Below are 24,462 nucleotides of genomic sequence, written 5' to 3' on the forward strand. Positions count from 1 at the left end.
TCCGTGGGGGCGGCTTCGCTCCCCCGAGGTCGTGTGTGTGGCGGGGGCGCGGGCGGCTCAGTGGGAGCCGTCGGCGAGGACCTGCGTGAGCGCGTGCGTGGCCTGGCGGACCATCCCGGGGTTGGTGTCCCAGTAGTACGGGAGGGCGATGACGGCCTGGAGGAGTGCCCAGCCGCGGCCGCGCAGCCATGACGCGTCATCGGCGGCGACCTCGTCGCGGAAGCGTCGGCGGCTCTCCCCCGTGAACACGTTCCATGCGGGTTGGAGGTCACAGGCGGGGTCGCCGACGTTGAGGCCGCCGAAGTCGATGACCGCCGACAGGCGGCCGTCGACGACGAGGAGGTTGCCCGGCAGCAGGTCGCCGTGGACCCACACTCCCGGCTGGTCCCATGCCGGGGCTTCGAGGGACTCCTGCCACGACCGCAGGGCCGTGGCGCCGTCGATGCGGTCGCCGAGTTGGGCGATCGATCGGCGTACGCCGTCGTCGTGCTCGGCGAGCGGTCCCCCGCGGGCGTGCGGCGGGCGCGGGTGGGCGCCGGAGGTGTCCGCCCGGCGCAGCGCTGTGATGAACGCGGCGAGGTCGGCCGCGGCCTGGTTCAGGTCGTGGATCGTGCCGTTGGCGTTGCGGCCGGGCAGCCACTCGTAGACGGACCAGGTGAAGGGGTAGTCCTCGGCCGGCTGCCCCGCCGCCACCTGTACGGGGACCGCGAGCGGCAGGTGCGGTGCGAGCGTGGGCAGCCACCGTGCCTCTTTGGCCGCCTGGCGGGTGGCCCATTCGATGCGCGGCAGCCGTGCGGACAGGTGGTCGCCGAGCCGGTAGATGTCGTGGTCGGTGCCGTAGGAGTCGACCAGCTCGATCGCGAGGTCGGCCCACTGGGGGAACTGGTCGGCGATCAGGCGGCGGACGAGGGCTTCGTCGGTGAGGATCTCGTCCGCGTGCATTCTGGTTCTGGTCATCGCGGTCATCCTTGTTGGCCTGCGCCGATCGCGGCAAGTCGGTTTTCGGGCGGGTCGCCGCGCGCGGGAGTGCCGCTCCCCCGGGCGGTCGGCTCGATCTGGTCGCTGGCCGGCGCGTGTTCAGCGTGTTCAGCGGGGGCGAGCCGCCGAGGAGGGATTCGGGTTCTGCGCTGATGTCAGCGAGCCGTGGTGACCACGATCTTGCCGAACTGGGTGTTGGACTCCATGTGCTGGTGTGCCCGCACGATCTCGTCCAGCGGGATCAGTGCGGGCATGCCCAGGTCGAACCCGGGATACGGGGTGGGCTGCCCGCTGAGCGCGCCCCACAGGAACAGGGTCCCGTCGGCCGCCACGGTGCGGGCCAGGTCCACGACTCCCGGGCCGGCGACGGCGTCGAAGACGTATTCGGCGCCCTTGCCGCCGGTCAGCTCCAGGACGCGCTTCGTCACGTCTTCCTCGTCCGAGACGATGACCTCGGCCGCGCCCTCGCCGATCAGCTGCTGCTTCTTGGCGTGGGTGCGGGTGATGGCGACCGGGGTGGCGCCGATGCGGTTGGCGGTGTGGATCGCGGCCAGGCCGACACTGCTGGAGGCCGCGTTCACCACCGCCACGTCACCCGCCCGCATGCGGCCGACTTCCACCATCGCGCCGTAGGCGGTGAGGTAGGGCATCCACACCGCCGCGCCGGACACCGCGTCGACGTGGTCGGGGCGGTGCAGGAGTGCGGTGGCCGGCACGATCGCCTGCTCGGCGTAAACGCCGTAGTCGTTCTGTGAGAAGTTCGGTACGACTCTTATCGTCTGCCCCTTCTCGAAACCGGTCACGTCGGGGCCCACCGCCTCGATCACGCCGGCGGCCTCGGAGCCGAGCGTGGCCGGCAGGTGCTTGACCGGCTCGATGTAGTGACCGCTGCGGAACAGTGCCTCGGCCCTGTTGACGCCGATGGCGTCCACCCGGATGGGACCCCGGTCCCGGCTCACCGTGCGCGAGGCGGGCCTGATCCGGCAGCACTACGTCGGCACATAGCGGATGAACACCCTCCGCCGCGCCGAGATGGACAAGGTGTTCCCCGGCCTGCTCGACGCCCTCACCACGCCCCAGGCGCAGGGGCGTTGACCCCTGGGCCCGCTGCCGGTGACGTCGAGCGGGCCTGGCGTGGGCGGGGCCGTCACAGGGTGTCGAGGCGGGCCAGCTCGTCCTCGGTGAGCCGGATCGCCGCGGCGGCGATGTTGTCGACCAGGTGGCCGGGGTTGCCGGTGCCGGGGATGGCGAGTACGTGCGGGCCCTGCTGGAGCGTCCAGGCGAGCCGGATCTGCGCGGGGGTCGCGCCGTGGGCGCGGGCGATGGACTGGATCTCGTCGTCGTCGGCTCCGGTTCGGCCCGCCTCGCGGCCCTTTCCGGCGATCGCGAAGAACGGGACGAAGGCGATGCCCTGCTCGCCGCACGTGCGCGGCATCGCGCGGTCCTCGGGGCGGGTGCCGATGCCGTAGGGGTTCTGGACGCAGACGACCGGGGCGATGCGCGTGGCTTCGGCGAGCTGTTCCGGTGTGGCGTTGGAGATGCCGAGGTGGCGGATGAGCCCGGCGTCGCGCAGGTCGGCGAGCGCGCCGAAGTGTTCGGCGATCGAGGTGGCGGTACGGCTGGGCGGGATGCGCAGGTTGACCAGGTCGAGGTGGTCGCGGCCGAGCTGGCGCAGGTTCTCCTCGACTTGTCCGCGCAGTTGGGCGGGTTCGGCCCACCACCAGTTTCCGGAGGGGTCGCGTCCGGGCCAGACCTTGGTCGCGATCACCAGGTCGTCGGGGTATGGGGAGAGCGCGCTGTTGATCAGCTCGTTGGCGGAGCGCAGCGAGGAGAAGTAGAAGGCGGCGGTGTCGATGTGGTTGACGCCGAGTTCGACCGCGCGGCGCAGTACGGCGATGGCGCGGTCTCGGTCGCTCGGGGTGGCGTTTCCGAAGGCTTCGCCGTTCTGGGACAGGCGCATCGCGCCGAATCCCATCCGGTTGACGGTCAGGTCGCCGAGTTTCCAGGTGCCTGCGGCCGCGGCGGTGATCGTGGCTGAGGTCATGGGGTGATTTTTCACCCTTTCCGGGATTGTTGGGTTCGGCAGGTCCACCGCGAGCGCCGCGGTCCCCACGGTGGTCGCCGTACGCCTCTGGGGTGCGCCGGGGCTACGACGGCGATGAGGCGCGCGACGCCCGGCGCATGACCGGCAACGGAGCCTTTGTCGCCCCGAGGTAGGTCAGGGCCAGGCCCGCCAAGCTCAGCACCGCGCCGGCCAGGCCGGTCCAGCGCAGGGCGCCTGCCGAGACTATGAGGCCGCCGATGGCCGAGCCGGCGGCGGCGCCGAGGTTGAAGGCGCCGACGTTGGCGGAGACGGCCAGCGTGGGGGCATCGCCCGCGTGGCGCAGGATCAGCCCCTGCAAGGGCGCGATGGTGGCGGTGGCGAGCAGGCCGAGCACCAGGACCGCGGCCACCGCCGAAGGCTGCCAGACGGCGGCGAACGGAATGAGGGCGAGCACACCGGTCAGCCCGCCGAAGACGCCGCGCACGGTGGCGCTCATGGACTTGTCGGTGAGCCGGCCGGCGAGGAGGTTGCCGAAGAAGCTGCCTGCTCCGTACGCGAGCAGGAGCCCCGAGACCGCCGTGGAGGAGAAACCCGACACGCGCGTCAGCAGCGGGGCGATGTAGGTGAACACCACGGCGACGCCGGAGAATCCGACCGCGGTGGTGGCGATGGCCAGCAGGACCGGGCGGCGGGTCACCACCCGGACCTCGTCGCGCAGCCGCGTGGCCGGGGCCGGCTGCTTGGGCAGGACGGCTGCGAGCAGCACGACACCTGCCAGTGCCAACGCGGTCAGGACGGCGAACGGGGTGCGCCATCCGGCGCTCTCCCCGAGCAACGCGCCCAAGGGCACGCCGAGCAGGGTGGCGACGGTGAAGCCCGAGGCGACCGCGGAGATCGCCGTGCCGGTCTTCTCCGGCGACACCACGCCGGTCGCCATCACCAGGGCTTGGGCGAGGAAGGCGGCGTGGCTGAACGAAGAGACCAGGCGTCCCACCAGCAGCAGTTCGTAGGAGGGGGCCAGAGCGCAGATCGCGCTGCCCGCCGCGAACAGCAGCATCAGGCCGAGCGCCAGCCCCTTGCGGGGCATCCTGGCGGTCAGTGTGGCCACGATCGGCCCACCGGCCACAACTCCGAGCGCGTAAACGGTGACCGCCTGTCCGGCCGCGCCCACGGATACCTTCAGGTCTGCTCCGACCTGGGGCAGCAGCCCGGAGATCAAGTATTCCGACGTGCCGACGACGAAGACGCTCACGCACAGGGCGGCGAGCGTCGCGAAAGCCTTTCTCATGGCGAGGACGCTAAAGTCTCACACGGATGTGAGAGTCAAGTCGCGTCCGCGACTTCGTCGCGGCAGACCAGGGAGAGGCCATGCGCATCGGAGAGCTGTCACGGCGGACCGGCGTCCACGAGCGCCTGTTGCGCTACTACGAGGAGCAGGGCCTGCTCCATCCCGAGCGACTCCCCAGCGGTTACCGGGAGTACGACGACAGAGACATCGACACCGTCCGCCGTATCCGCAGCCTCTTGGCCGCCGGTTTGAACACCGCCACCATCGCCACGATCCTCCCCTGCCTCCGCGATGACGGCGACCGGCTGATCCCAACCTGCTCAGACCTGCTCGCCGACCTTCACCGAGAACGAGACAGGATCACACAGTCGATCATCGACCTGCAGACGTCCCTGGGTGCGCTTGACGTCGTCATCGCGGCAGCCCCGCCCGATGTCACGCGCCGTGCAGTCGCCGCGCTCGGCGCCTGAACGCGGTGTCCGTCATCGGCCGTCGCGGCCCTTGGGAGTAACGGGTCACCGCCGTGCCGCTGGATCTGCTCGACGGACTCACCGAGTGCCCTGCGCCGAAGCACGGTGTGCAACATGTCGTCGGTGATGACGGGTGGCCAAGCTCCCCGACCTGTCATGGCCGCGGCGAGGCCGCGTCCAGGAGAGCACGTCCAGCCTTGGTGAGCTCGTGCGTGGCCGTGCGACCGGCCCGGCTGCTGTCGATCAACCCGGCGTCTCGCAGGATCGCCAGGTGTTCGCTGGCCGTCGGGGGGGTGACGCTCACCAGCCTGGCCACAACGGTCGTCTGCAGCGGAGTGGCGAGCGCGGCCAGGATCCTCGATCGGGTCACCCCCAGAAGACGGTCAAGCGACCTCGGAGTGGGAGGTGCCGCCCAGAGATACCGCCCGGATGCCGGGTAATAGATCGCCGGAGTCCAGTGGTCCGAGGTGGTGCACTGCATCCGGTCGGTGATGAACAGTGACGGTACGAGAATGAGTCCTTCAGGGCAGTCGACGTCGATGTTGACGGTCTTCTCGACGGTGATGGTGTCGCCTTCGCACGCAGCGGAAGGGTGCAGGCGCGGAAGGACTGCGCGCAGCCCCTCGCGGTTGACCTGGATGGCCCGATCCAGCATCTCGGCACGCAGCGCCTGCCGCATGGACGGCCATTCCGGTTCGACAACTGCCTTCCAGAGACGGCGCAGCGCATCGGCGGCCTCGGACCTGGCTCGGTCGGGGTCTTCGAGCAGTCGGCGGCCCATTTCCGCCCCGCGTCCCATCGTTGCGTCGACCAGTTCGGCGTACGTCTGGTCCGCCGGCGCGGCGAGGAGGGCATCCATGCCTTCCTCAAACGTTGGCTCACTGGACATCGGCGATGGGTCAAGGAAGTCGGGTCGATACGCGCCATCGGCCATGAAGACCGTGAGCGCCCTCAGGTCCAGGACCGAGAGACGGCGGTGGCGACGGCGAAGCCACGGGTGGAACATCAGGTGACGCTGCGGTTCGGTCAAGAGCTGGGCAAGACTGACCACTTCGTGGATCGGCGACATCGCCCACCGCACGCTCGCAGCACCAGCGCCCAATCGGTAGCGGATCACTCCACTATTGTTAGGCCACCGCCGAAGTGAGCGCGAGCGGAGCGGCGAAGCCCCGAGACTCGGGTCATGACTGACACGGAGTCGATTGCCTGGTTTTCCAAGCAACCCGAGCGAGCCCAACAGACGCGAACGATCCGGCTGGGCGCCAGCGGATCGACCATCGAAGTCCTCGCCGGTCCGGCGGAGACCAGCGGGATCGTGAGCATCTACCGGTGGCGCATGTCGCCCTCCAGCCGGGGACCTGCCCCGCACTTTCACACGACCTTCAGTGAGACCTTCATCGTTGAAGAAGGTGAAGTCGACTACTTCGATGGGCGGGCCTGGCGAACGCTGCTGCCCGGCGACACCGCGCATGCCGCGGTGGGTGATGTCCACGCGCTCCGGAAGGAGCGCGCCGAACCTGCCACCCTCCTTATGGCACTCTCGCCAGGCGTACCGCGGGAGGAGTACTTCGCGCAGCTCGCCACTGTGAACGAGCGTGACCTGAGCCGGCTTCACGAAGCCCACGACAACCATTTCGTCGACGACTACGAGCGGTGATGGCACCGGCAACGGCATGTGCCCCGACCCCCGAACCACCCCACTACCTGGAATGCGCTCGTAGAACTGCTCCCGCGCGTGATCGCCACCGCCAAGCCGGGTCCGGAGGCCGACTTCGTCCGCAGTGGCCCTCAAGGTGTTGGTGATCTCTGCCTACGACCTGGCACAGGCTGGCGAGGCGTTCGGCGCCGGCACGCTCGGCAAGATCGCGCTCACCGTTGCCTGATCCACCCCTTTCCCAACGGGTTTCCCAGCAAAGGATTCACTGTGCCCAGCATCGCCATCGTCGGAGCCGGCCCCGGTATGGGCCTGGCCATCGCCCGTACCTTCGGCTCCCACGGCTTCGACGTCGCTCTCATCGCCCGCAACCGCGACAAGCTCAACGACCTGGTCGGCCAGCTCGACGCCGAAGGCATCACCGCCGCCGCGTTCCCCGCGGACGTACTCGACCATGACGCACTCACCCAGGCGCTCAAGGACGCCGCCACCCGCTTCGGCGGCATCGACGTCCTGGAGTACTCCCCGGCCGGGAACATCGAATCCACGACGCTCACCGCTCCGTCCCAGACCAACCCGTCCGATGTGCAGTGGGCGATGGACTTCCTGCTCTACGGGGCCATTGCCGCCACACGGGCCGTGCTGCCCGCAATGCGCGAGGCCGGCGCGGGCACCCTGCTCTACACCAACGGCGCCGGCTCGGTCGACCCCACTCCGATGCTCGGCAACCTCAACACCGCCCAGGCCGCGCTGCGCAACTGGGTACTCAGCCTGCACAAGGAACTGGCCGACACCGGCGTCCAGGCCGCGCACGTCGCCATCGGCGTGTGGATCGGCACGGACGGCCCGCCCGGAGTACCGGCGGCCTCGGCCGAGGAGGTCGCCCCCCTCTACTGGGACCTGCACACGCAGCGCAACGAAGTCGAGCGCGTCTTCACCGTGTGAGGACCGAGGCGTTCCTGACCCTCTTTCCGAGGCAGGCGGAGTTCATGAAGGCCCAGCCGGGATTCGTCTCCCTGCAGATGCACAAGAGAACGGCGGACAGTCAACTTCTGATGAACGTCGCGGTCTGGGAGTCCACCGAGGAGGCGGTGACGCGCTCGTGCACTTCGTCGCTGCCGTAGGCGTCGTCGGCTGTGCTCAGGAGGTGGCGTACCTGGGCTCTGGCCCGCATGACGACGGGATCGTCGAATGCGCAGGCGGCCTGCGCGGCGGCCCGCACGTCGGTGGGCGGCGAGCCGTGGGCGAGGCGTTGTTCGCTCGCGCGGTCAGCCGCCACCTGCGCGTCGAACAAGGGGTGAAGGGTCTGGGCGGTCCAGGCGTGGTAGCCGGTGGGGTCAGCGGCGACCTGGTCGACGTGGGTGGCGAGTTGCTGGGCGGCACGCAGCCCGAGGGCTACGCCCTGGCCCATGGTGGGGTTGGTGTGAACGAGGCTGTCGCCTGCGTTGACCAGGCCGGTCACGATGGGTCCGTCGTTGTCGGCGAGGGCGGTCCAGCGGTTGTCGAGGCCGGCCATCGCAAGGACGGAGGACTGCGGTTCCGGGGCCAGGTCGAGCCAGGCGGCGGTGGAGGGGAAGCGTCGGGCGGCGGTCTCGAACACCGCGGGATCGGTGAGCGCGGCGCGGGTCGGATCGGCAGTGGAGAGGACCAGGTTCACCGCGAAGATGTCGTTGTCGGAGGGAAAGACGCCTGCGAGCGCGAACGGCACCGCTGAGCCGGTCTTCACCCGGCCGGGGTCGCGTGGGCCGTCGGTGCGCAGGCGATACCAGCGGCACAGGTAGGCGATCCCGGTGCGGTGGCTGTCGATCACGGGCGGACGGCATCCGGCCGCAGTGAGCCAGGCGGGCACCGGTGAGCGGCGTCCGGACGCGTCGATGACGAGGTCCGCCCGGTGTGCGTCTCCGCCTACCTGTACTCCCATGACCCGTGGAGGGTGTCCGTCCCGGATGGTGAGCGCGGTCACCTGGCGGCCCTGCCGCACATCGACGGTGGGTTCGTGCCGCACGGGGGCGGGGCGTCGAGCGGAGGGCGGCGGACCAGCAAGGAGCCCGAAGGAAGCACGAGCTTAAGAAGTGGGACTGCCGCTACCCCTGGTTGAGGAACTGCGGGCAGCGGTACGGACCCGCGCTGCGCTCGCCGATGTCGATCGTCACCTCCACACGGTCGGGGCGCGCGCCGGTCAGGACGGCCTGCCCGCGCGCCAGGCTGCACACGAGCTGGCCTTGGGCCGATGTCGCCAGATCCTGGTCGGCGATCCGCAGGGTGACCCTGTCCTTCCTGGACGAGACCCGGAAGGTGCCCGTGATGCGGACGAGCGTGGATAAACCGGTTCGCTGCTCATCCGGGGTCGGACCGGCCATGAGCAACTTGACGATCCCATTGAGGTCGCGCAGGTCATGGTCTTGCCGGGGCACGCCGCGCAGGCCGGAGTCGGAGACAAAGTAGAGCCGCATCCCGTTGTCGATTCCGGTGGGCGGCTCGCCGCCCCCCTGCACGCCGGTCGGCGCGACTCCGCACCCGGCCAGTACGGCAAGAGCCGCCACCGCGGTGAGCGCCCGCCTCACTGTGCGGCCCGGCTCTTCGGAAGCCGCAGCGTGAACACTGCTCCCTGGCGGTTCTCCACGCTGATCCGCCCACCGTGCAGCGCCGCGTTCTCCTGCGCGATCGCCAGCCCGAGACCGCTGCCATCCGACCGTGTACGCGCCGCGTCCGCCTTGTAGAACCGGTCGAACACATGCTGGATCGCCGCCGGGTCGATGCCCGGCCCCCGGTCGGCCACCTCGATCTCCAGCTCGGCTCCGATGTCGCGGAGCCGTACCGTCACGGGGGCTGCCCCGTGACGCAGCGCGTTGCCGATCAAGTTGGCCACGATCACGTCGAGACGGCGGCGGTCCAGCCGGGTGCGTACGCCCGGGGGCAGGTCGAGGTGCAGGTCGCGCCAGCCGCGTGCGGCGATCGTGGCCCGGATCGAGTCGGCCACGTCCACATCGGCCGGATTGAGCACCGCCGCGCCCGCATCGAAACGGGAGATCTCGATGAGGTCCTCGACCAGGCGGGTGAGCTTGGCGACCTCGGTGCTGACCGTGCGGGCGGCGCGGGCGCTGTCGGGCGGCATCATGGCGGCGTCCTCGTCGAGGACTTCGGCGACCATGGCCATCGCGGCCAGCGGGGTGCGCAGTTCGTGGGAGACGTCGGCGACGAAGCGCCGGGCGCGGGCCTCCTGGTCGCGCAGTTCGCCGACGCTGGTCTCGAGCGCGGCGGCGGTCTCGTTGAAGGTGTGGGTGAGTTCGGTCAGCTCGTCCGAGCCTCGGACGGTTGCGCGGCCGGCCAGGTCGCCCGCGGCCAGGCGGCGGGCGGCCCTGCTCAAGTCGCGGACGGGCTGGAGCACCGCGCGGGCGGCCAGCAGCGCGAGCGCCACCGCCGCGAGGGCGACAAGCAGCATCCCGTTGCGGGCGTCGCGCAGGAGCCGGCCGATGTCCTCCTCTTCCGGGAGGAGGTTCACGATCGCGTAGACCTCCAGGCCGGAGGACCGGCCCGACTTCTCGAAGGTGACGGGCGCGCCGACGACGAACCAAGGGCGGGCGCCGTACTGGACCCGCTGCCAGGACAGTGCGGCGTGGCGGGTCACCGCCGCGCGCAGATCCGCCGTCACACGCGAACGGTCAGCGCGGTCGTCGGAGGCGACGGTGAGGCCGCCATAGTGGGTGATGACCACCCCGTTCCGTACGGCGGGCACCACCGACAGGGCGAAGCGGCGGAGCTCGTCTTGGCCGGGCGGCACGTCCAGCTCCCGGGCGAGCGCGGAGACGCGGTCACGGAAGGATTCCATGACCGCGTCCTGGGTGCGCTGGAGCACGAAGTTACGCGACTGGCGATAGAGCAGGCCGGTGGCGGTCGCCGAGCTGATCACCGAGACCAGCACGAAGATGGCCGCCGTCCGGGTGCGGAGCCCACCGAACCTCACTGATCGAACCTGTAGCCGAATCCGCGCACGGTCTGGATGTGACGCGGCTTCGCCGGCACGTCCTCGACCTTCGCGCGCAGCCGGGCCACCGCCGCGTCCACCAGACGCGAGTCGCCCAGGTAGTCGTGTTCCCACACCAGCTCCAGAAGGCGCTCGCGGGTGAACACGCGGCCGGGGGCCGCCGACAGCTCCAGCAGCAGCCGCAGCTCGGTCGGCGGCAACGTGATCTTCACGCCGTTCTTCGCCACGGTGAGCGCCGCCCGATCGATGAGCAGATCACCGAAGTCATCGACGTCGACCTGCTGCGGCCCCGGCTCGACGCGGCGCAGCACCGCCCGGATGCGGGCCTCCAGCACACGGCCGGTGACCGGCTTGACCACGTAGTCGTCGGCGCCGGCCTCCAGCCCGCCGACCACGTCGAAGTCGTCGCCGCGCGCGGTCAGCATGATCACCGGGATCGGGCCTGCGGCCCGGATGCGCCGGCACACCTCGAAGCCGTCCATACCTGGCAGCATCAGGTCGAGCACCACGATGTCGGGCCTGTCACGCAACAGGTGGAGCCCGGCCTCGCCGGTGGCGGCGGCGAGCACGTCGTGGCCGTAGCGGCCCAGGACGAGCTCCATGCCGTCGCGGACGGACGGATCATCTTCGATGATGAGTACTCGAGCCATGGTCTTCGAGTATCAGCTGCCGCAGGTGGTGCCCGAGCCCTGTCCTGTGATCAGGAAACCGGTGACCTCGCGGTGCACGCACTTCTGGGCGTCGGTGACGGCGTATCGGCGGTAGGTGATGTGGCCGGTGGCCGGGAGGACGACTCGCCCGGCGCCGGGAATGCGGGCCGCCACGCGCCCCGCCCATGCCTTCGGGGTCGCCAGATCGCGCTCGTAGGTGGCGATCAGCGCGTTCACCCCCTTCACCTCCGGGGTCGCAGGCGGGTTGGTCACCTTCGCCGGCCAGCCCTGGCAGCCGAGCACGAAGTTCGTGGACTGGGAGTTGTAGCGGATGCCGGGGGCGGCCTTGCGAGCGGTGGCCATCGCCTTGCCGAACTGGGCGAACGTCGTCGCGACCGAGAAATCCTGACACCATGCGGCCCGATGCATGATCTCGGCGTACGACGACGAGAAGGGCACCTCGCCCTTGCCCGTGGCGAGGCTGTTGATGACCTTCTCCATGTGGTCGGTGCCGAGATACTGGTTGAGCAACACGGTCAGCATGTACGGAGTGACGGTGGTCTTCCCGTGCTTGAGCGTGCCCCTGTCGGCCCTGGCGAACAGCAGCGTCACGGTACGGCTCTGGGCCGGGTCCAGATGCTCGCGGTAGACGCGCTCGGCCTCCTGGGCGCCGTCGAGCAGGTGAGCGGCGGCGGTCTTGAGGCCATGGTCCACGACGCCGTCCAGGACGAGCCGGTCGAGCTTGTCCGGGAACAGCTGAGCGTAGTGCTGGCCGATGAGCGTGCCGTACGACTGGCCCAGGAAGCTGATCTTCTCCGCGCCGAGCGCGCGGCGGATCGCCTCGACATCCCGGGCGACGGACCTGGTGTCCAGGTGGTCGAAGAGCGGGCCGGTCTTCTTGCGGCAGCTCTCCCCGAGCCTGCGGTTGTGCGCGACGAGTTCGTTCCAGGCCGTCTGGGTGGCCGGTGGGGTGAAGGTCTTGGTCATCAGGGTGTCGTCGCACTGGATGGGGTGGCTGCGTCCGATGCCGCGCGGGTCGAAGCCGATGATGTCGAAACTGTCGAGGATCTCGTCGGGGAACTCCTCGGGGGCCATCATGACCGGGGTCGCGCCGGGATTGCCGGGGCCGCCCGGGTTGGTGACCAGTGTGCCGAGCTTCTGCTTGCGGGCCTTGCTGCGGGAGACGAAGACCTTGATCTGCTCGCCGCCCGGTAGAGACCAGTTCACGGGCACCTTGACCGTGCCGCACTCGATGCCCTCGCCCGGGGCCGGGTAAGGCGGGTCGGGCGGGCACTTCTCCCACTGGATGGCAGAGGCGGACTGCGGCGCGAGGGCGCCGCCGAGGCTGAGAACGGCGGCGAGAAGGAGTTTCGTCATCACAGGTGGAGAGCTTGCTGGATCGACGTTATCGGGTGACGTTGGATACGTGATGAGTGTGTAACAGTGGCCGCCGGCCGGCGCGAGCTCCGCAGGATGGCCGCTGACCGGCGGGGTGACCGGGCGTCGGCGGGAGGGGCCCGGCCGCCGGTGTCCGTGGCCGGCGGCTGGGCGGGTGTGGCGGCGGGGTGTGCGTCAGATCCGCTGCCACAGGGCGGGGACGTTGGGGGGCTCCCAGCCGACCTGTGCGGCGTGTCCCTGGAGGCAGCGGTAGGTGGCGCCGCCGTAGGTGACGGTGGCTCCGGCCTGGTAGACGGTGCCGGCGCTCCAGGTGCCGCCGGGGGGTGTGCTCGGGGAGGCGGTGGGCGACGCGCTCGGCGAGGGGCTGGGCCCGCCGCCGGGCACGTTGAGCACGAAGTCGAACGTGGCCTCCTTGCCGGCTCCGGCGTTGCGGACGTTCATGAGCAGGCGCGGGTCGTAGATGGTGTCGGTGCTGTTGCGGGGTTCGCCCGGGAAGTAGAGCTGGGTGGTGAGGATCGGGCGGTTGGGCGCCTGGACCTTGACGTGGATGTGGCGGGTGCGGCCCGGGTAGAGGCCGGGGACGATCGTGGTGAGCGTGAAGGCGCCCTGGGCGTTGGTGAACTGGTGGCCGCGGAAGGTGAAGCCGTAGTTGTCGTAGGCGCCGTTGTCGTCGGCCTGCCAGAAGTCCAGGAGCACGTTGGCGAGGGGCTGGCAGGAGAGGCCGAAGACGTAGCCGGTGAACGTGAGGGGGACGCCGGGCGTGCCGGGGCCGGCCAGGGTGGTGCGCAGCGGCGAGTTGGGCTTGAAGTACGGGCCTTCGATCTGCGGGACCGTCGGGTCGTCGTGGTCGGAGCAGTACGGCGTCGGGGTCAGCGGCTCCCCCGTCCCCCGTGCGTCGCGGGCCAGTGCGGGGATCTGTCCGACCAGCAGCGGGAGCGGGGCGACCAGTGCGGCCTTGAGCAGGGTCTTGCGGGTGATGCCCTTGCGCCCCTGCTCGGTGGGCGTGTTCTCGGTGTCCATCAGTGGCCTTCTCGGTGTCGGGGGTGAGGCGGCCCGGTCCGGGGCGCCGCGCTCGGCGGTACGCCGGCGGGTGTGGGTGGCGGCCGGCGGCGTGAGCTGGGTGCGCGGTCCGGCCCGGGGCGCCTTGACTGCACCCAAGCTGACACGGAACGGATCAGCGGAACACCTTACAAATTTCCATAACTGGGTGATATGGAAGGAGTTCGCGGGCCGGGTCCGGTTCACGGGCGCAGGATGACGCGGCCGGTGGTCTGGCCGTCCTCCAGCATGCGGTGGGCTTCGGCGGCCTGGTCCAGGGGGAGGATGTCGCCGATCCGCACGCGCAGGGTTCCGGCGGTCAGCAGGCGGTTGACCAGCGCGGCGGCGTCGGCGAGGTCGGCGGCGCTCGCGTTGGAGAGGGCGAAGCCGAGCAGCCGGACGTCCCTGGTGTAGAGGGAGCCGACGGGGATCTCGGCGCGGGCGCTGATGCCGGCGGTGAGCAGGACGCGGCCGCCGCGGGCGAGGAGCGGGGTGACGCCGGGGATGTCGTGGTGTCCGGAGGTGTCCCAGTGGACGTGGACGCCGTCGGGTGCGGCCTTGCCGAGGTGGGTGAGCAGGTGGGGGTCGCGGTAGTCGAACACTTCGGCGGCGCCGAGGTCGTGGCAGTAGGGGGTGTCGGCGGGGCGGGCGGTGGCGATGACGTGGGCTCCGGCGCGGGCGGCCATGGTGACGGCGCAGGAGCCCACGGCGCCCGCTCCCCCGCCGATGACGACGGTTTCGCCGGGGCGGACGCGGGCGTCGCGGAAGAGACCGAGGAATGCGGTGGCGGCGGGGTGAAGGGCGGCGACGGCCGTGACCGGGTCGACGCCGGGCGGCAGCGGGTAGAGCCGGTCGGCGGGGACGACGGCGTGGGTGGAGAAGGAGCCCTGGCGGCCGCCGTGGCCGAGGCTGTTGCACCAGACGCGGTCGCCGGGGGCGAAGCCGGTGACGCCGGGTCCGGTCTCGGCGACGGTGCCGGCGAGGTCGCGTCCGATGACGAACGGGAAGGGGGTGGGGGTGCGGTAGAGGCCGGATCGGACGTAGGTGTCGACGTGGTTGGCGGCGACGGCGTCGACGTGGACGAGTACGTCGGTGGGGCCGGGTTCGGGCAGCGGGAGGTCGCCGACGTGGATGCGTTCGGCGGGGCCGAGTTCGGTCACGTAGGCGGCGCGCATGCGCGGGGTGCTCATGGTGGGGTTCCTTTCCCGCGGTCCCGTCCCGGTCGGGGCGTGGTCAGCAGATGCGCGGGAGCGGGTCGCCGACGAGGAGGTCGACGATGCGGGTGCCGCCGAAACAGGTCTTGAGCAGGACCAGGCCGGGTGGGTCGTCGCCGGCGCGGCCGATGAGGGCGGCGTCGGCGCCGAGCGGGTGGGAGCGCAGGGCGTCGAGGGCGGCGTCGGCGCGGTGGGGGGCGACGACGGCGACCATGCGGCCTTCGCAGGCGACGTAGAGGGGGTCGATGCCGAGGAGTTCGCAGGCTCCGCGTACCTGGGGGCGGATGGGGACGGCGTTCTCGTCGAGGATGACGCAGGTGCGGGAGGCGGCGGCGATCTCGTTGAGCACGGTGGCCACTCCCCCGCGGGTGGCGTCGCGCAGGCAGCGTACGGCGTCGCCGCAGGCGGCGAGGAGGCGGGCGGTGAGGTCGTGGAGGGGGGCGGTGTCGGAGGTGAGCTGGGCTTCCAGGTCGAGTTCGCCTCGGGCGAGCATGATCGTCATGCCGTGGTCGCCGATGGGGCCGGAGACGATGACGGCGTCGCCGGGGGTGACGGAGGCGGCGCTGAGGGCGGCGCCCCGGTCGAGGGCGCCGATTCCGGCGGTGGTGATGTAGCAGCCGTCGGCTTTGCCGTTCTCGACGACCTTGGTGTCGCCGGTGACGATGTGGACGTCGGCGGCGCGGGCGGCGGCGGCCATGGAGGCGGTGATGCGGCGCAGGTCGGCGATGGGCAGGCCTTCTTCGAGGATGAAGGAGGCGGTGAGGTGGCGGGGGGTGGCGCCGCACATGGCGAGGTCGTTGACGGTGCCGTTGACGGCGAGGTCGCCGATGTCGCCGCCGGGGAAGAAGAGGGGTTTGACGACGTAGGCGTCGGTGGTGAGGGCGAGGTCGCCGATGACGGCGCCGTCGGCGAGGGGTTCCAGGAGGGGGTTGCGGAACGCCTCGAGGAAGACGGCTTCGATGAGGGTGTGGGTGGCCTTGCCTCCGGCGCCGTGGGCGAGGGTGATGAGTTCTTCCCTGATGCGTGCTTTGCCGCGGCGGGCGCGTTCGATGCGTTCGAGGACCTGGTCTTCGCGGGTGGGGCGGTGGAGGTGGCCGGCTTCGCGTACGGCGGTCTCGGCCCAGGGGGCGGTGGTCTCCTCGCTCGGGTCGGTGTTCACGGGCTGGTCGCCTCCTTGACGCGCTGGCGGGAGAACCGGCCGAAGTTGTAGTAGGCGGCGCAGGCGCCCTCGGAGGAGACCATGCAGGTGCCGATGGGGGTCTCGGGGGTGCAGGCGGTGCCGAAGACCTTGCACTCCCAGGGTTTGAGCACGCCTTTGAGCACTTCGCCGCACTGGCAGGCCTTGGGGTCGGCGACGCGTACGCCGGGGATGTGGAAGAGGCGTTCGGCGTCGTAGGCGGCGTATTTCTCGGTCATCTGGAGCGCGGAGTGGGAGATGGATCCGAGGCCGCGCCATTCGAAGTAGGGGCGCAGTTCCATGACGCGGCCGATGGCGTTGAGCGCTTTGGGGTTGCCGTTCCAGGGGACGACGCGGGCGTACTGGTTTTCGACCTGGCTGCGGCCGTGGGTGAGCTGGGTGAGGATCTGGTAGACGGAGCGCAGCACGTCGAGGGGTTCGAAGCCGGTGACGACGAGGGGTTTGCCGTAGGTGTGGGCGATGAACTCGTAGGGGCGGCAGCCGATGACGGCGGAGACGTGGCCGGGGCCGATGAAGCCGTCGAGGTGCAGGTCGGGTGAGTCGAGGATGGCTTTGATCGCCGGGATGATCGTGACGTGGTTGCAGAAGACGGAGAAGTTGTGGATCGCTTCGGCTTCGGCGCGCAGGACGGTCATGGCGGTGGAGGGGGCGGTGGTCTCGAAGCCGATGGCCATGAAGACGACGCGTTTGCCGGGGTTCTGTCTGGCGATCTTGAGGGCGTCGAGGGGTGAGTAGACCATGCGGATGTCGGCGCCGCGTGCTTTGGCGTCGAGGAAGGAGCCGCGGCCTCCGGGGACGCGCATCATGTCGCCGAAGGAGGTCATGATGACGCCGGGTTGCTCGGCGATGTGGATGGCGTCGTCGAGGCGTCCCATGGGGATGACGCAGACGGGGCAGCCGGGGCCGTGGATGAGGGTGACGGCGTCGGGGAGGTAGTCCTCCAGGCCGTGCTTGTAGATGGTGTGGGTGTGGCCGCCGCAGACCTCCATGAACTTGTAAGTGCGGCCGGGGCGGCAGAGCGCGGCCATCTGGCCGGACAGGGCGCGGGCCTGCCCGGCGTCGCGGTATTCGTCGACGAAGCGCATCGGGTGTCACCCCTGGTCGATGGTGGATTCGCGGAGGGCGGCGATCTCGTCCTCGTACGGGTCGCCGATGCTGTTGAGGAAGTCGAGAGCGGCGGCGGCCTCCTCTTCGTCGATCTTGGAGAGGGCGAAGCCGACGTGGATGAGGACCCAGTCGCCGGGGGCGAGGTCCTCGCGGTCGAGGAGGCCGATGTTGATGGCGCGCCGGACGCCGCTGATGTCGACCATGGCGAGGTCAGGATGGTCGGGCAGGATCTCCGCTATCTCGCCGGGGATGCCCAGGCACATGGTCGGCCTCCGTGGTCTGGATGGATTCGAGGATGAGTTCGTCGCCGCCTTCGGTGACGATGTCGATGCCGCCGCAGCCGTCGCAGGAGGCGAAGGCGTCGTCGGATGTGGTGACGTGGCGGCAGGTGCGGCAGACGTGCCGGACCGGGATGATGACGAGTTCGAGGCGGGCGCCTTCGGCGGGTGATCCGGCCGAGACCATGGCGAAGGCCTGGTTGATGGCGGGCTCGCTGATGCGCAGGAGGGCGCCGGCGCGGACGCGGGCGTGCTGTACGGGCCGGCCGGCGGCGCGCTTCTCGACGGCGTCGAGGATCGCTTCGGCGATCCCGATTTCATGCACGGTGGTCACCCCGTTCCGGGAGTGGCGAATGGTTACGTTGCGTAGTCATTCCCGGCCGGTGGGGGCGGTGGTGCTGTGATCGGGAAATTTCCGGTCAGGGCATTTTGATCAGCCGGGATCAGCCGGGATCAGCCGGGATCAGCCGGGATCGGCCGCACGGGCCGGATGGGCCGGGTCAGGCGGGCAGGGAGGCGCCTAGGGCGTGCTGGGTGAGTTCCCGCAGCACGTGGTAGAGGGTGGTCTGCGCCTCCTGGATGCGGTGCACGGACGGTGAGGGCACGACGAAGAGGTGGTCGAGCAGGCCGAGTTCGGCGAGCCGGCCGCCGCGGTCGCCGGCCAGGCCGACGGTGAGCAGGCCGAGGCGGGCGGCTTCGCGGAAGGCGTGGACGACGTTCGCGGAGCCGCCGCTGGTGGACAGGCCGAGGGCGATGTCGCCGGGGCGGGCGAGCGCGGCGAGCTGGCGGGCGAAGACGACGTCGAAGCCGACGTCGTTGGACAGGGCGGTGACGACGGCGACGTCGCTGGTGAGGGCGAGGGCGGGCAGCGGGCGTGCGGGCGGGTCAGGGTGGAGGAAGGCGGTGGCGACCTCCTGGGCGTCGGTGCTGCTCCCTCCGTTGCCGAAGGCGAACAGGCGTCCCCCGGCGGCGAAGCGGGTGGCCATCTCCTGGGCGCAGGCGATGAGGCGGTCGCCGTCGAGTTCGGCGAGGTGGCGGCGGAGCCGTACGATCTCGGCGGCCTTGGCCTCGGTGGAGCGCTGGGCCTCGGCGAGGACGGAGCGCAGGTGGTCCTGGTCGGGATAGAGGAAGGGGTACAGGCCGCGCATCTCCTCCGATGGCGGCTCGTCAACGACGGCCATGGTCGGTTCCTTTCGTGATGACGGCGATGGCCTCTCCGGCGTGGATGAGGACGGTGTCGCCGACGGCGGCGTCGACGAGGGCGACGCTGATCTCTTCGGTGCCGGTCCCGGTTCCGGTGTCGGCGAGCGCCAGTCCGCCGTCCAGGAGCTGGACGATGGTGGCGGGGGTGGCCTGGTCGGCGCAGGTGGTGCAGGTGTCGCCGCAGGCCGGGGGCGGCTGTTCGGCCGCCACGGGCCATGGCTGGGTGTGGGGCTGGGTGTGGGGCTGGGCGAGGGGCTGGGTGTCGTCCGCGGGCTGCTGCGCGGCGGGGTGTTCCAGGAAGAGGTGGGCGAGCTCCCACAGCAGGTGGTAGGCGGTGACGTGGATCTCCTTGACCACGGCCGGGTCGGTGGAGCGGGCGAGCAGGACGTGGTCGGCGTCGATGCGGGGCGACTCCCCCTGCGGCGGCGGGGGGACGTCGCCGAGCAGGGCGACGGTGAGCAGGCCGCGGTCGGCGGCGGTGCGCAGGGCGCGCAGCACGTTGGCGCAGCGGCCGTCGCGGGAGATGCCGAGGGCGATGTCGTGGGGGGCGGCCCAGTGCGCGAGCTGGTGGGCGAAGGTTTCGGCGAGGCCTTCACGGACGCCGATCGCGGTCATGGTGGCGGCGTCGTTGCTGAGGGCCAGGGCGGGCAGGGCACGCTTGCCGACGGTGACGGGGTGCATGAACTCGACGGCGATGTGGGCGGCGTCGGCGCCGGCGCCGCCGTTGCCGAAGACGATGAGTTTCCCGCCGCGGCGGAAGCGGTCGGCCATGGCCTGGCAGGCTTCGGCGACCCGGGTGGAGTCCCGGGCGAGGGCGTGGCCGGGTGAGTCCCGGCGGAGGAAGGCGTCCCGGAGGGCGAGCTGCATGGTGGCTGCGACAGACATGTGTACGCTCCGTTGTTCCGCGTGGCCGTCAGGCTACGTTTCGTGGTCGTGGCGGGGGCGGACCTGGAGCGCCGGGCGGGGGTAAAGGTCTGCTCACGTGCCGTGGGGCACTGGTCGGGGCGGGCGTGGCGGCGGCGGGCGCGGCCGGGCGCGGCGGTGAGGATGGCCGGGTGAGCAGCGGGGAGGCCGCCGGCCGGGGCGGGGATCCGGAGCGGGTGCGGATCCGGGTCGAGGGGATCGTGCAGGGGGTGGGGTTCCGGCCCTACGTGCACGCGCTGGCCCGGCGGCTGGCGTTGTCGGGGTGGGTCGGCAACGACGGACGCGGGGTGTTCATCGAGGCGGAGGGGGCGGCCGAGGACGTCGCGCGGTTCCAGCGCGAGCTGCCCGGCCAGGCGCCGCCGCTGGCGGTGATCGACCGGATCTCGGTGACGGCGATCCCGGTGCTGGGCGAGCGGTGCGCGCGCGGGTTCGGCATCGTGCCGAGCCGGGACGGCGGGCGGCGGACGCTGGTGTCCCCCGACGTGGCGACGTGCGCGGACTGCCTGGCGGAGCTGTTCGACCCGTCGTGCCGCCGGTATCGGCATCCGTTCGTGAACTGCACGAACTGCGGGCCGAGGTACACGATCGTGCGGGACGTGCCGTATGACCGGGCGGCGACGACGATGGCGTCGTTCCCGATGTGCCGGGCGTGCGCGGCGGAGTACGGGGATCCGGGTGATCGGCGGTTCCACGCCCAGCCGGTGTGCTGCCCGCGGTGCGGTCCGGTGCTGCGGCTGCTGGACGGGCGGGGCGGTGAGGTGGCCGGCGACCCGGTGGCCGGGGCGGTCGCGGTGCTGCGGTCGGGCGGTGTCGTGGCAGTGAAGGGGCTGGGGGGTTACCACCTGGCGGTGGACGCGACGGACGCGGTGGCGGTGGCCGCGCTGCGGTCGCGCAAGCGGCGGGAGGACAAGCCGTTCGCGGTGGTGGTCGCGGATGTGGCGGCGGCGCGGCGGTTGTGCGTGGTCGGTGGGGAGGCCGAGCGGCTGCTGGTCTCCCCCGCGCGTCCGATCGTCGTGCTGCCGCGCCATGCGGACGCCGCGGCGGGGCGCCCGTCGGTGGCCGAGGAGGTGGCGCCGGGTGAGGGCTGGCTGGGGGTCATGTTGCCGTACACGCCGGTGCATCATCTGCTGGCCGCGGAGCTGGCCCGGCCGTACGTGCTGACCAGCGGGAACGTGTCGGACGAGCCGATCGTGCACCGGGACGGGGAGGCGGTGGAGCGGCTGGGCGCGATGGTGGAGGCGTTCCTGGTCCATGATCGGGAGATCCACGCGCGGGCGGAGGATTCGGTGGTCGTCGTTGCGGGCGGGCGGGAGATCCCGGTCCGGCGGTCGCGGGGGTACGCGCCGCTGCCGGTACGGCTGGCGCGGCCGGCGCGGCGGGCGGTGCTGGCCTGCGGTGCGGAGCTGAAGAGCACGTTCTGCCTGGTCCGGGGTGAGCGGGCGTTCCTGTCGCCGCATGTGGGCGATCTGGAGAGCTATGAGACGTTGCGGTCGTTCGTGGAGGGGATCGCGCATTTCCGGCGGTTGTTCGGGGTGGATCCGCGAGTGGTGGCCCACGACCCGCATCCGGAGTACCTGTCGAGCAAGTACGCGCTGGATCTGGAGGGGGTGGACCTGGTCGCGGTCCAGCATCATCACGCGCACATCGCGTCCTGCCTGGCGGAGGCGGGCGAGGTGGGCCCGGTGATCGGGGTGGCGTTCGACGGGACCGGGTTCGGCGTGGACGGCACGCTGTGGGGTGGCGAGGTGCTGGTCGCCGATCTGGAGGGGTTCACCCGGGTGGCGCATCTGGGGGCGGTGCCGATGCCGGGCGGTGCGGCGGCGGTGCGGCAGCCGTGGCGGATGGCGGCGGCGTACCTGGACGCCGCGTTCGCGGGGGCGCCGCCGGAGGGGCTGGCCGTGCGGGAGCGGAACGCCGGCCTGTGGGATCGGGTGGTGGCGGTGGCCCGGTCGGGGGTGGGCTCGCCGCTCACGTCGAGCGCGGGGCGGTTGTTCGACGCCGTGGCGGCGATCGTCGGGGTGCGCGACGGTGTGACGTTCGAGGGGCAGGCGGCGGCCGGGCTGGAGCGGTGGGCCGACCCGGCCGAGGAGGGCGCGTACGCGGCCCGGGTCGAGGTGGGGCGGGCGCTGGTGATCCGGGGGGACGACCTGGTGCGCGCGGTGGTGGCCGACGTCCTGGACGGCGTGGACGGGGCGGTGGTGTCCGCGCGGTTCCACAACGGGCTGGCCGCTGCGGCGGTGGCGGTGTGCGCGCTGGTGCGGGAGGGCGCCGGGCCGGGCGGGGCCGGGAGCGGGCTGGGCACGGTGGCGTTGTCGGGGGGCGTCTTCCAGAACGGGCTGCTGCTGTCCCGCGTGGTGGGCGGGCTGGAGGAGCGCGGGTTCCGGGTGCTGACCCATCGCCGGGTGCCGCCGAACGACGGCGGCATCAGCCTGGGCCAGGCCGCGGTGGCGGCGGCCAGGGACGCGGCGGGCCCGCCGTAGCGGGCCGGGGACGCGGTCAGCGACCGGGGGTCGCCTTCTTGGGCCAGAGGGTGTAGCTGATCGGCCACAGCAGGGCGAACAGCGGCACCTTGGCCACGCCGAGCATGAACTGCGTCAGCGCCTCGGTGCGCGGCGGGTCGCCGACCAGCCAGATGATCGCGAACAGCAGGGCGCAGGTGATGGCGTAGGCGGCGAGGATGCGCAGCCACACGATCCATTCGTAGCGGGCGCGGGCCATGCCGCCGGCCGGTGGTTTGGCCGGCGGGGGGCCGCCGGCGAGGCGGTGGGAGGCCCAGGCGTCGGCCCATCGTATGGTGCGGTGGCCGAACATGACGGTGAACCCGAGGTAGGCGGCGGCCAGGCCGTGCTGCCAGGTGGTGGCCGCTCCCCCGCGCACGTCGATGACCGTGGCGCCGAGCAGGACGAGGTCCAGCAGGGGGACGGCCAGCAGCAGCGCCGCGCCGGTGCGCCGCATGCGCAGCAGGTAGCGCGCCAGGAGTCCGAGGCCCAGGAACACCCAGAAGCCGACTTCACATCCGATGATCACCGCGAGCACTCGCTCACCACCTCCACGATCCAGGGTGGTGTGCCGGGGCGGCGGCGGTCGTCGTCGCCGGTGATGAATGTCGCTACATCCTTCGGTGTACGTCGGCGCCGTACCGGAGGGGGAAGGGGCCGGTGGCGGGTCGTGGTGAGATGGGGTGATGTTGACTCCCACCAGGCAGGACGCGGCGATGGCGGTGGCCGCCTTCGCCGCGGGCCTGGTCCTGGTCGCCGGCGGGGCCTTCGTGCACCGGGGGCTTGCCGCGCCGTTGCTGGCGATCCCGCTGGCCGTGACGTGCGCGGGGGTGGCGGTGCGGCGGCGGGCGCCGGTCCTGGCGCTGGCGCTGGGGGGTGTCGCGCTGGCCGGTGACGTGCTGCTCGGCCCGTCGCTGGCGACCGTGCTGATCGTGACGGACAACATCTACGCGGGTGTGCTGTACGGGCCGCGCCGGCTCGGGCGGATCATGCTGTGGGTCTCGTCGGTGGGCGCGGTCGTGGTGGGGGCGGGGACGGCGCTGGCGATCCATGACTGGCGGGTGCTGGCCGCCATGGCGATCCAGGCGGCGCTGGTGGGGGTCGTCCCGGTGACGACGGCGATCATCGTGCGCCAGCATCGAGACCAGGCGGCGGACGAGCGGGCGCGGGCGGAGCAGGTGGCGCGGCTGGCGGAGCTGGACCGGCGGGCGGCCGTGTCGGCGGAGCGGGCCCGGATGGCGCGTGAGCTGCACGATCTGGTCGCCAACCATTTCAGCGCGATCGCGATCCAGGCGAGCGCGATGCTTTCCCGCGCCGATCTGGACGCGGCGACGTCGCGGCGGATCGTGGAGTCGATCCGGGAGAACAGCGTCCAGGGGATGGCGGAGATGCGGACGATGATCGGTTTCCTGCGGGAGGAGGGCGAGGAGGTCGACGAGGCCCGGCGGCCGCGGCTGTCGGATGTCGATGCGTTGATCGAGCGGGCCGGGTTCCCGGTGGAGCTGGCCGTGGCGGGGACGCCGCGCGAGCTGCCGGCCGCGGTGGATCTGGCGGGGTTCCGCATCGTGCAGGAGTCGCTCACGAACGTGCTCAAGCACGGGACGGGCGCGGGTGTTCGGGTGCTGGTCGGGTACCGGCCGGATCTGGTGGAGCTGACGGTGGTGAACGAGGTCGGGGCGGGTCCCAGCGGGCTGCCGGGTGCGGGCGCGGGCCTGGCGGGGATGCGGGAGCGGGCGACGCTGCTCGGCGGGAGCTTCGAGGCGGGGCCGCATGGGCGGGGCTGGCGGGTGCGGGTGGAGCTGCCGGTGGCTCCGGCCGGGGCGATCGGGAGCGTGTCGTGATCCGGGTGCTGGTGGCCGACGACCACGCGGCGGTGCGGGCGGGGCTGGTCCTCATCCTGGAGGGGGCGCCCGACATGGAGGTGGTCGGCGAGGCGGGCGACGGGCGTTCGGCGGTGGAGATGGCGGTGCGGCTGCGGCCGGACGTCGTGCTGATGGACGTGCGGATGCCGCTGCTGGACGGGATCTCGGCCACGCGGGAGCTGGCCGGGGTGGCCGACGTGCTTATCCTGACGACGTTCGACATCGACGAGTACGTGTTCGGCGCGTTGCGGGCGGGGGCGGCGGGGTTCCTGCTGAAGAACACCGACGCGGACTCGCTTGTGGCGGCGGTGCGGCTGGTGGCCCAGGGTGAGGGGTTGATCTCTCCGTCGGTGACCCGCAAGTTGATCGCCGCGTTCGCCGGGGCTCCGGCGGCCGATCCCGGGGCGCTGGAGGTGTTGACGCCGCGTGAGCACGAGGTGCTCGCCGGTCTGGGCCGGGGGCTGTCCAACGCGGAGATCGCGCGGTCGCTGGGCATCGCGGAGGCGACCGCGAAGACGCATGTGAGCCGGGTGCTGGCGAAGCTCGGGCTGCGCAGCCGGGCGCAGGCGGCGGTCTACTGGTCGGGGCTGTGATCCCCCGCCCCTGAGGGGCGAGTGGTGCGGCCGGGCACGCGGCGTCGCGGGACGGCGCCTGATCGCCGCCCGGCATGACC

25 protein-coding genes and 1 pseudogene are annotated in these 24,462 nt (G+C 71.6%); 7 read left to right on the plus strand and 19 right to left on the minus strand.

Features of this window, described 5'->3' with window-relative positions:
- Positions 1-57: 57 nt before the first annotated feature.
- From ACQP1V_RS20845 to ACQP1V_RS20860, 4 genes are all read right to left on the minus strand, one after another.
- The gene (locus tag ACQP1V_RS20845; protein ID WP_433425466.1) at positions 58-957 is read right to left on the minus strand and encodes an aminoglycoside phosphotransferase family protein; all 900 of its coding nucleotides are present in this window, start codon (positions 955-957) and stop codon (positions 58-60) included.
- A gap of 176 nt (positions 958-1,133) precedes the next feature.
- Positions 1,134-1,937 (minus strand): zinc-dependent alcohol dehydrogenase family protein, encoded by an 804-nt coding sequence (locus ACQP1V_RS20850; protein ID WP_433425468.1) that lies wholly within the window; start codon positions 1,935-1,937, stop codon positions 1,134-1,136.
- Between the two features lie 188 nt (positions 1,938-2,125).
- Positions 2,126-3,022, minus strand: a complete 897-nt coding sequence (locus ACQP1V_RS20855; protein WP_433425470.1) for an oxidoreductase — start codon at positions 3,020-3,022, stop codon at positions 2,126-2,128.
- A 103-nt stretch (positions 3,023-3,125) separates the two neighbouring features.
- Positions 3,126-4,310 carry an MFS transporter gene (locus tag ACQP1V_RS20860; RefSeq protein WP_433425471.1) on the minus strand — a complete coding sequence of 395 codons (1,185 nt, stop codon included), beginning with the start codon at positions 4,308-4,310 and terminating at the stop codon, positions 3,126-3,128.
- A gap of 80 nt (positions 4,311-4,390) precedes the next feature.
- Here ACQP1V_RS20860 and ACQP1V_RS20865 point away from each other — a divergent pair, with 80 nt between their 5' ends.
- A complete protein-coding gene (locus tag ACQP1V_RS20865) occupies positions 4,391-4,780 on the plus strand; it encodes a MerR family transcriptional regulator (RefSeq protein WP_433425473.1) in 390 nt (129 codons plus the stop codon).
- 154 nt (positions 4,781-4,934) lie between these two features.
- Here ACQP1V_RS20865 and ACQP1V_RS20870 read toward each other — a convergent pair whose 3' ends face one another.
- The gene (locus ACQP1V_RS20870) at positions 4,935-5,897 is read right to left on the minus strand and encodes a DUF5937 family protein (protein ID WP_433425475.1); all 963 of its coding nucleotides are present in this window, start codon (positions 5,895-5,897) and stop codon (positions 4,935-4,937) included.
- Positions 5,898-5,963: 66 nt separating this feature from the next.
- Here ACQP1V_RS20870 and ACQP1V_RS20875 point away from each other — a divergent pair, with 66 nt between their 5' ends.
- The 3 genes and pseudogenes from ACQP1V_RS20875 to ACQP1V_RS20885 form a co-directional block, all read left to right on the plus strand.
- The gene (locus ACQP1V_RS20875) at positions 5,964-6,437 is read left to right on the plus strand and encodes a cupin domain-containing protein (RefSeq protein ID WP_387409669.1); all 474 of its coding nucleotides are present in this window, start codon (positions 5,964-5,966) and stop codon (positions 6,435-6,437) included.
- A 267-nt stretch (positions 6,438-6,704) separates the two neighbouring features.
- Positions 6,705-7,379: an SDR family NAD(P)-dependent oxidoreductase gene (locus ACQP1V_RS20880; RefSeq protein ID WP_433425477.1), complete on the plus strand. Its 675-nt coding sequence runs from the start codon at positions 6,705-6,707 to the stop codon at positions 7,377-7,379.
- 44 nt (positions 7,380-7,423) lie between these two features.
- Positions 7,424-7,474, plus strand: a pseudogene (locus ACQP1V_RS20885) (hypothetical protein); the annotation flags it as partial.
- A 5-nt stretch (positions 7,475-7,479) separates the two neighbouring features.
- Here ACQP1V_RS20885 and ACQP1V_RS20890 read toward each other — a convergent pair.
- From ACQP1V_RS20890 to ACQP1V_RS20950, 13 genes are all read right to left on the minus strand, one after another.
- Positions 7,480-8,439, minus strand: coding sequence for an NAD(P)/FAD-dependent oxidoreductase (locus ACQP1V_RS20890; protein ID WP_433425479.1), 960 nt, complete (start codon positions 8,437-8,439; stop codon positions 7,480-7,482).
- Between the two features lie 79 nt (positions 8,440-8,518).
- A complete protein-coding gene (locus ACQP1V_RS20895) occupies positions 8,519-8,998 on the minus strand; it encodes a hypothetical protein (RefSeq protein ID WP_433425481.1) in 480 nt (159 codons plus the stop codon).
- The gene (locus tag ACQP1V_RS20900) at positions 8,995-10,398 is read right to left on the minus strand and encodes an ATP-binding protein (protein WP_433425483.1); all 1,404 of its coding nucleotides are present in this window, start codon (positions 10,396-10,398) and stop codon (positions 8,995-8,997) included. Before ACQP1V_RS20900 ends, ACQP1V_RS20895 begins: the two co-directional genes overlap by 4 nt.
- Complete coding sequence (locus ACQP1V_RS20905; RefSeq protein ID WP_433425485.1) at positions 10,395-11,069, minus strand: response regulator; 675 nt, start codon at positions 11,067-11,069, stop codon at positions 10,395-10,397. The genes ACQP1V_RS20900 and ACQP1V_RS20905 overlap by 4 nt, the downstream gene beginning before the upstream one ends.
- 12 nt (positions 11,070-11,081) lie before the next feature.
- On the minus strand, positions 11,082-12,446 hold the full coding sequence (locus ACQP1V_RS20910; protein WP_433425487.1) for an alpha/beta fold hydrolase: 1,365 nt from the start codon (positions 12,444-12,446) through the stop codon (positions 11,082-11,084).
- A gap of 195 nt (positions 12,447-12,641) precedes the next feature.
- On the minus strand, positions 12,642-13,625 hold the full coding sequence (locus ACQP1V_RS20915; RefSeq protein ID WP_433425489.1) for a carbohydrate-binding protein: 984 nt from the start codon (positions 13,623-13,625) through the stop codon (positions 12,642-12,644).
- A gap of 83 nt (positions 13,626-13,708) precedes the next feature.
- Positions 13,709-14,695, minus strand: coding sequence for an NADPH:quinone reductase (locus ACQP1V_RS20920; RefSeq protein ID WP_433425491.1), 987 nt, complete (start codon positions 14,693-14,695; stop codon positions 13,709-13,711).
- 43 nt (positions 14,696-14,738) lie between these two features.
- Positions 14,739-15,878 carry a hydrogenase expression/formation protein HypE gene (hypE, locus tag ACQP1V_RS20925; RefSeq protein WP_433425492.1) on the minus strand — a complete coding sequence of 380 codons (1,140 nt, stop codon included), beginning with the start codon at positions 15,876-15,878 and terminating at the stop codon, positions 14,739-14,741.
- Positions 15,875-17,002 carry a hydrogenase formation protein HypD gene (gene hypD, locus ACQP1V_RS20930; protein WP_433425494.1) on the minus strand — a complete coding sequence of 376 codons (1,128 nt, stop codon included), beginning with the start codon at positions 17,000-17,002 and terminating at the stop codon, positions 15,875-15,877. The genes hypE and hypD overlap by 4 nt, the downstream gene beginning before the upstream one ends.
- 6 nt (positions 17,003-17,008) lie before the next feature.
- Positions 17,009-17,287 (minus strand): HypC/HybG/HupF family hydrogenase formation chaperone, encoded by a 279-nt coding sequence (locus tag ACQP1V_RS20935; RefSeq protein ID WP_067127017.1) that lies wholly within the window; start codon positions 17,285-17,287, stop codon positions 17,009-17,011.
- On the minus strand, positions 17,235-17,627 hold the full coding sequence (locus ACQP1V_RS20940) for a hydrogenase maturation nickel metallochaperone HypA (protein WP_433425496.1): 393 nt from the start codon (positions 17,625-17,627) through the stop codon (positions 17,235-17,237). The genes ACQP1V_RS20935 and ACQP1V_RS20940 overlap by 53 nt, the downstream gene beginning before the upstream one ends.
- A gap of 175 nt (positions 17,628-17,802) precedes the next feature.
- Positions 17,803-18,483 (minus strand): D-sedoheptulose-7-phosphate isomerase, encoded by a 681-nt coding sequence (locus ACQP1V_RS20945; RefSeq protein ID WP_387409683.1) that lies wholly within the window; start codon positions 18,481-18,483, stop codon positions 17,803-17,805.
- Positions 18,470-19,390 carry an SIS domain-containing protein gene (locus ACQP1V_RS20950; RefSeq protein ID WP_433425498.1) on the minus strand — a complete coding sequence of 307 codons (921 nt, stop codon included), beginning with the start codon at positions 19,388-19,390 and terminating at the stop codon, positions 18,470-18,472. Before ACQP1V_RS20950 ends, ACQP1V_RS20945 begins: the two co-directional genes overlap by 14 nt.
- A gap of 170 nt (positions 19,391-19,560) precedes the next feature.
- Here ACQP1V_RS20950 and hypF point away from each other — a divergent pair, with 170 nt between their 5' ends.
- Positions 19,561-21,909 carry a carbamoyltransferase HypF gene (gene hypF / locus ACQP1V_RS20955; RefSeq protein WP_433425500.1) on the plus strand — a complete coding sequence of 783 codons (2,349 nt, stop codon included), beginning with the start codon at positions 19,561-19,563 and terminating at the stop codon, positions 21,907-21,909.
- Between the two features lie 16 nt (positions 21,910-21,925).
- Here hypF and ACQP1V_RS20960 read toward each other — a convergent pair whose 3' ends face one another.
- Complete coding sequence (locus ACQP1V_RS20960; RefSeq protein WP_067127026.1) at positions 21,926-22,465, minus strand: hypothetical protein; 540 nt, start codon at positions 22,463-22,465, stop codon at positions 21,926-21,928.
- Positions 22,466-22,613: 148 nt separating this feature from the next.
- Between ACQP1V_RS20960 and ACQP1V_RS20965 the strand changes: the two genes are divergently transcribed.
- Complete coding sequence (locus ACQP1V_RS20965; protein WP_433425503.1) at positions 22,614-23,768, plus strand: sensor histidine kinase; 1,155 nt, start codon at positions 22,614-22,616, stop codon at positions 23,766-23,768.
- Positions 23,765-24,382 (plus strand): response regulator, encoded by a 618-nt coding sequence (locus tag ACQP1V_RS20970; RefSeq protein WP_387409692.1) that lies wholly within the window; start codon positions 23,765-23,767, stop codon positions 24,380-24,382. Before ACQP1V_RS20965 ends, ACQP1V_RS20970 begins: the two co-directional genes overlap by 4 nt.
- Positions 24,383-24,462: the final 80 nt, after the last annotated feature.

Source organism: Microtetraspora malaysiensis, assembly GCF_050947145.1.
Lineage (GTDB): Bacteria > Actinomycetota > Actinomycetes > Streptosporangiales > Streptosporangiaceae > Microtetraspora_A > Microtetraspora_A malaysiensis.

Bases quoted from the DNA above. Each gene is read 5' to 3' on its own strand.
- ACQP1V_RS20945 (WP_387409683.1), bottom strand. From the start codon at position 18,483: ATGGCCGTCGTTGACGAGCCGCCATCGGAGGAGATGCGCGGCCTGTAC.
- ACQP1V_RS20865 (WP_433425473.1), top strand. From the start codon at position 4,391: ATGCGCATCGGAGAGCTGTCACGGCGGACCGGCGTCCACGAGCGCCTG.
- ACQP1V_RS20965 (WP_433425503.1), top strand. From the start codon at position 22,614: ATGTTGACTCCCACCAGGCAGGACGCGGCGATGGCGGTGGCCGCCTTC.
- ACQP1V_RS20910 (WP_433425487.1), bottom strand. From the start codon at position 12,446: ATGACGAAACTCCTTCTCGCCGCCGTTCTCAGCCTCGGCGGCGCCCTC.
- ACQP1V_RS20950 (WP_433425498.1), bottom strand. From the start codon at position 19,390: ATGTCTGTCGCAGCCACCATGCAGCTCGCCCTCCGGGACGCCTTCCTC.
- ACQP1V_RS20935 (WP_067127017.1), bottom strand. From the start codon at position 17,287: ATGTGCCTGGGCATCCCCGGCGAGATAGCGGAGATCCTGCCCGACCAT.
- ACQP1V_RS20845 (WP_433425466.1), bottom strand. From the start codon at position 957: ATGACCAGAACCAGAATGCACGCGGACGAGATCCTCACCGACGAAGCC.
- ACQP1V_RS20920 (WP_433425491.1), bottom strand. From the start codon at position 14,695: ATGAGCACCCCGCGCATGCGCGCCGCCTACGTGACCGAACTCGGCCCC.
- ACQP1V_RS20905 (WP_433425485.1), bottom strand. From the start codon at position 11,069: ATGGCTCGAGTACTCATCATCGAAGATGATCCGTCCGTCCGCGACGGC.
- ACQP1V_RS20855 (WP_433425470.1), bottom strand. From the start codon at position 3,022: ATGACCTCAGCCACGATCACCGCCGCGGCCGCAGGCACCTGGAAACTC.
- hypD (WP_433425494.1), bottom strand. From the start codon at position 17,002: ATGCGCTTCGTCGACGAATACCGCGACGCCGGGCAGGCCCGCGCCCTG.
- ACQP1V_RS20860 (WP_433425471.1), bottom strand. From the start codon at position 4,310: ATGAGAAAGGCTTTCGCGACGCTCGCCGCCCTGTGCGTGAGCGTCTTC.
- ACQP1V_RS20875 (WP_387409669.1), top strand. From the start codon at position 5,964: ATGACTGACACGGAGTCGATTGCCTGGTTTTCCAAGCAACCCGAGCGA.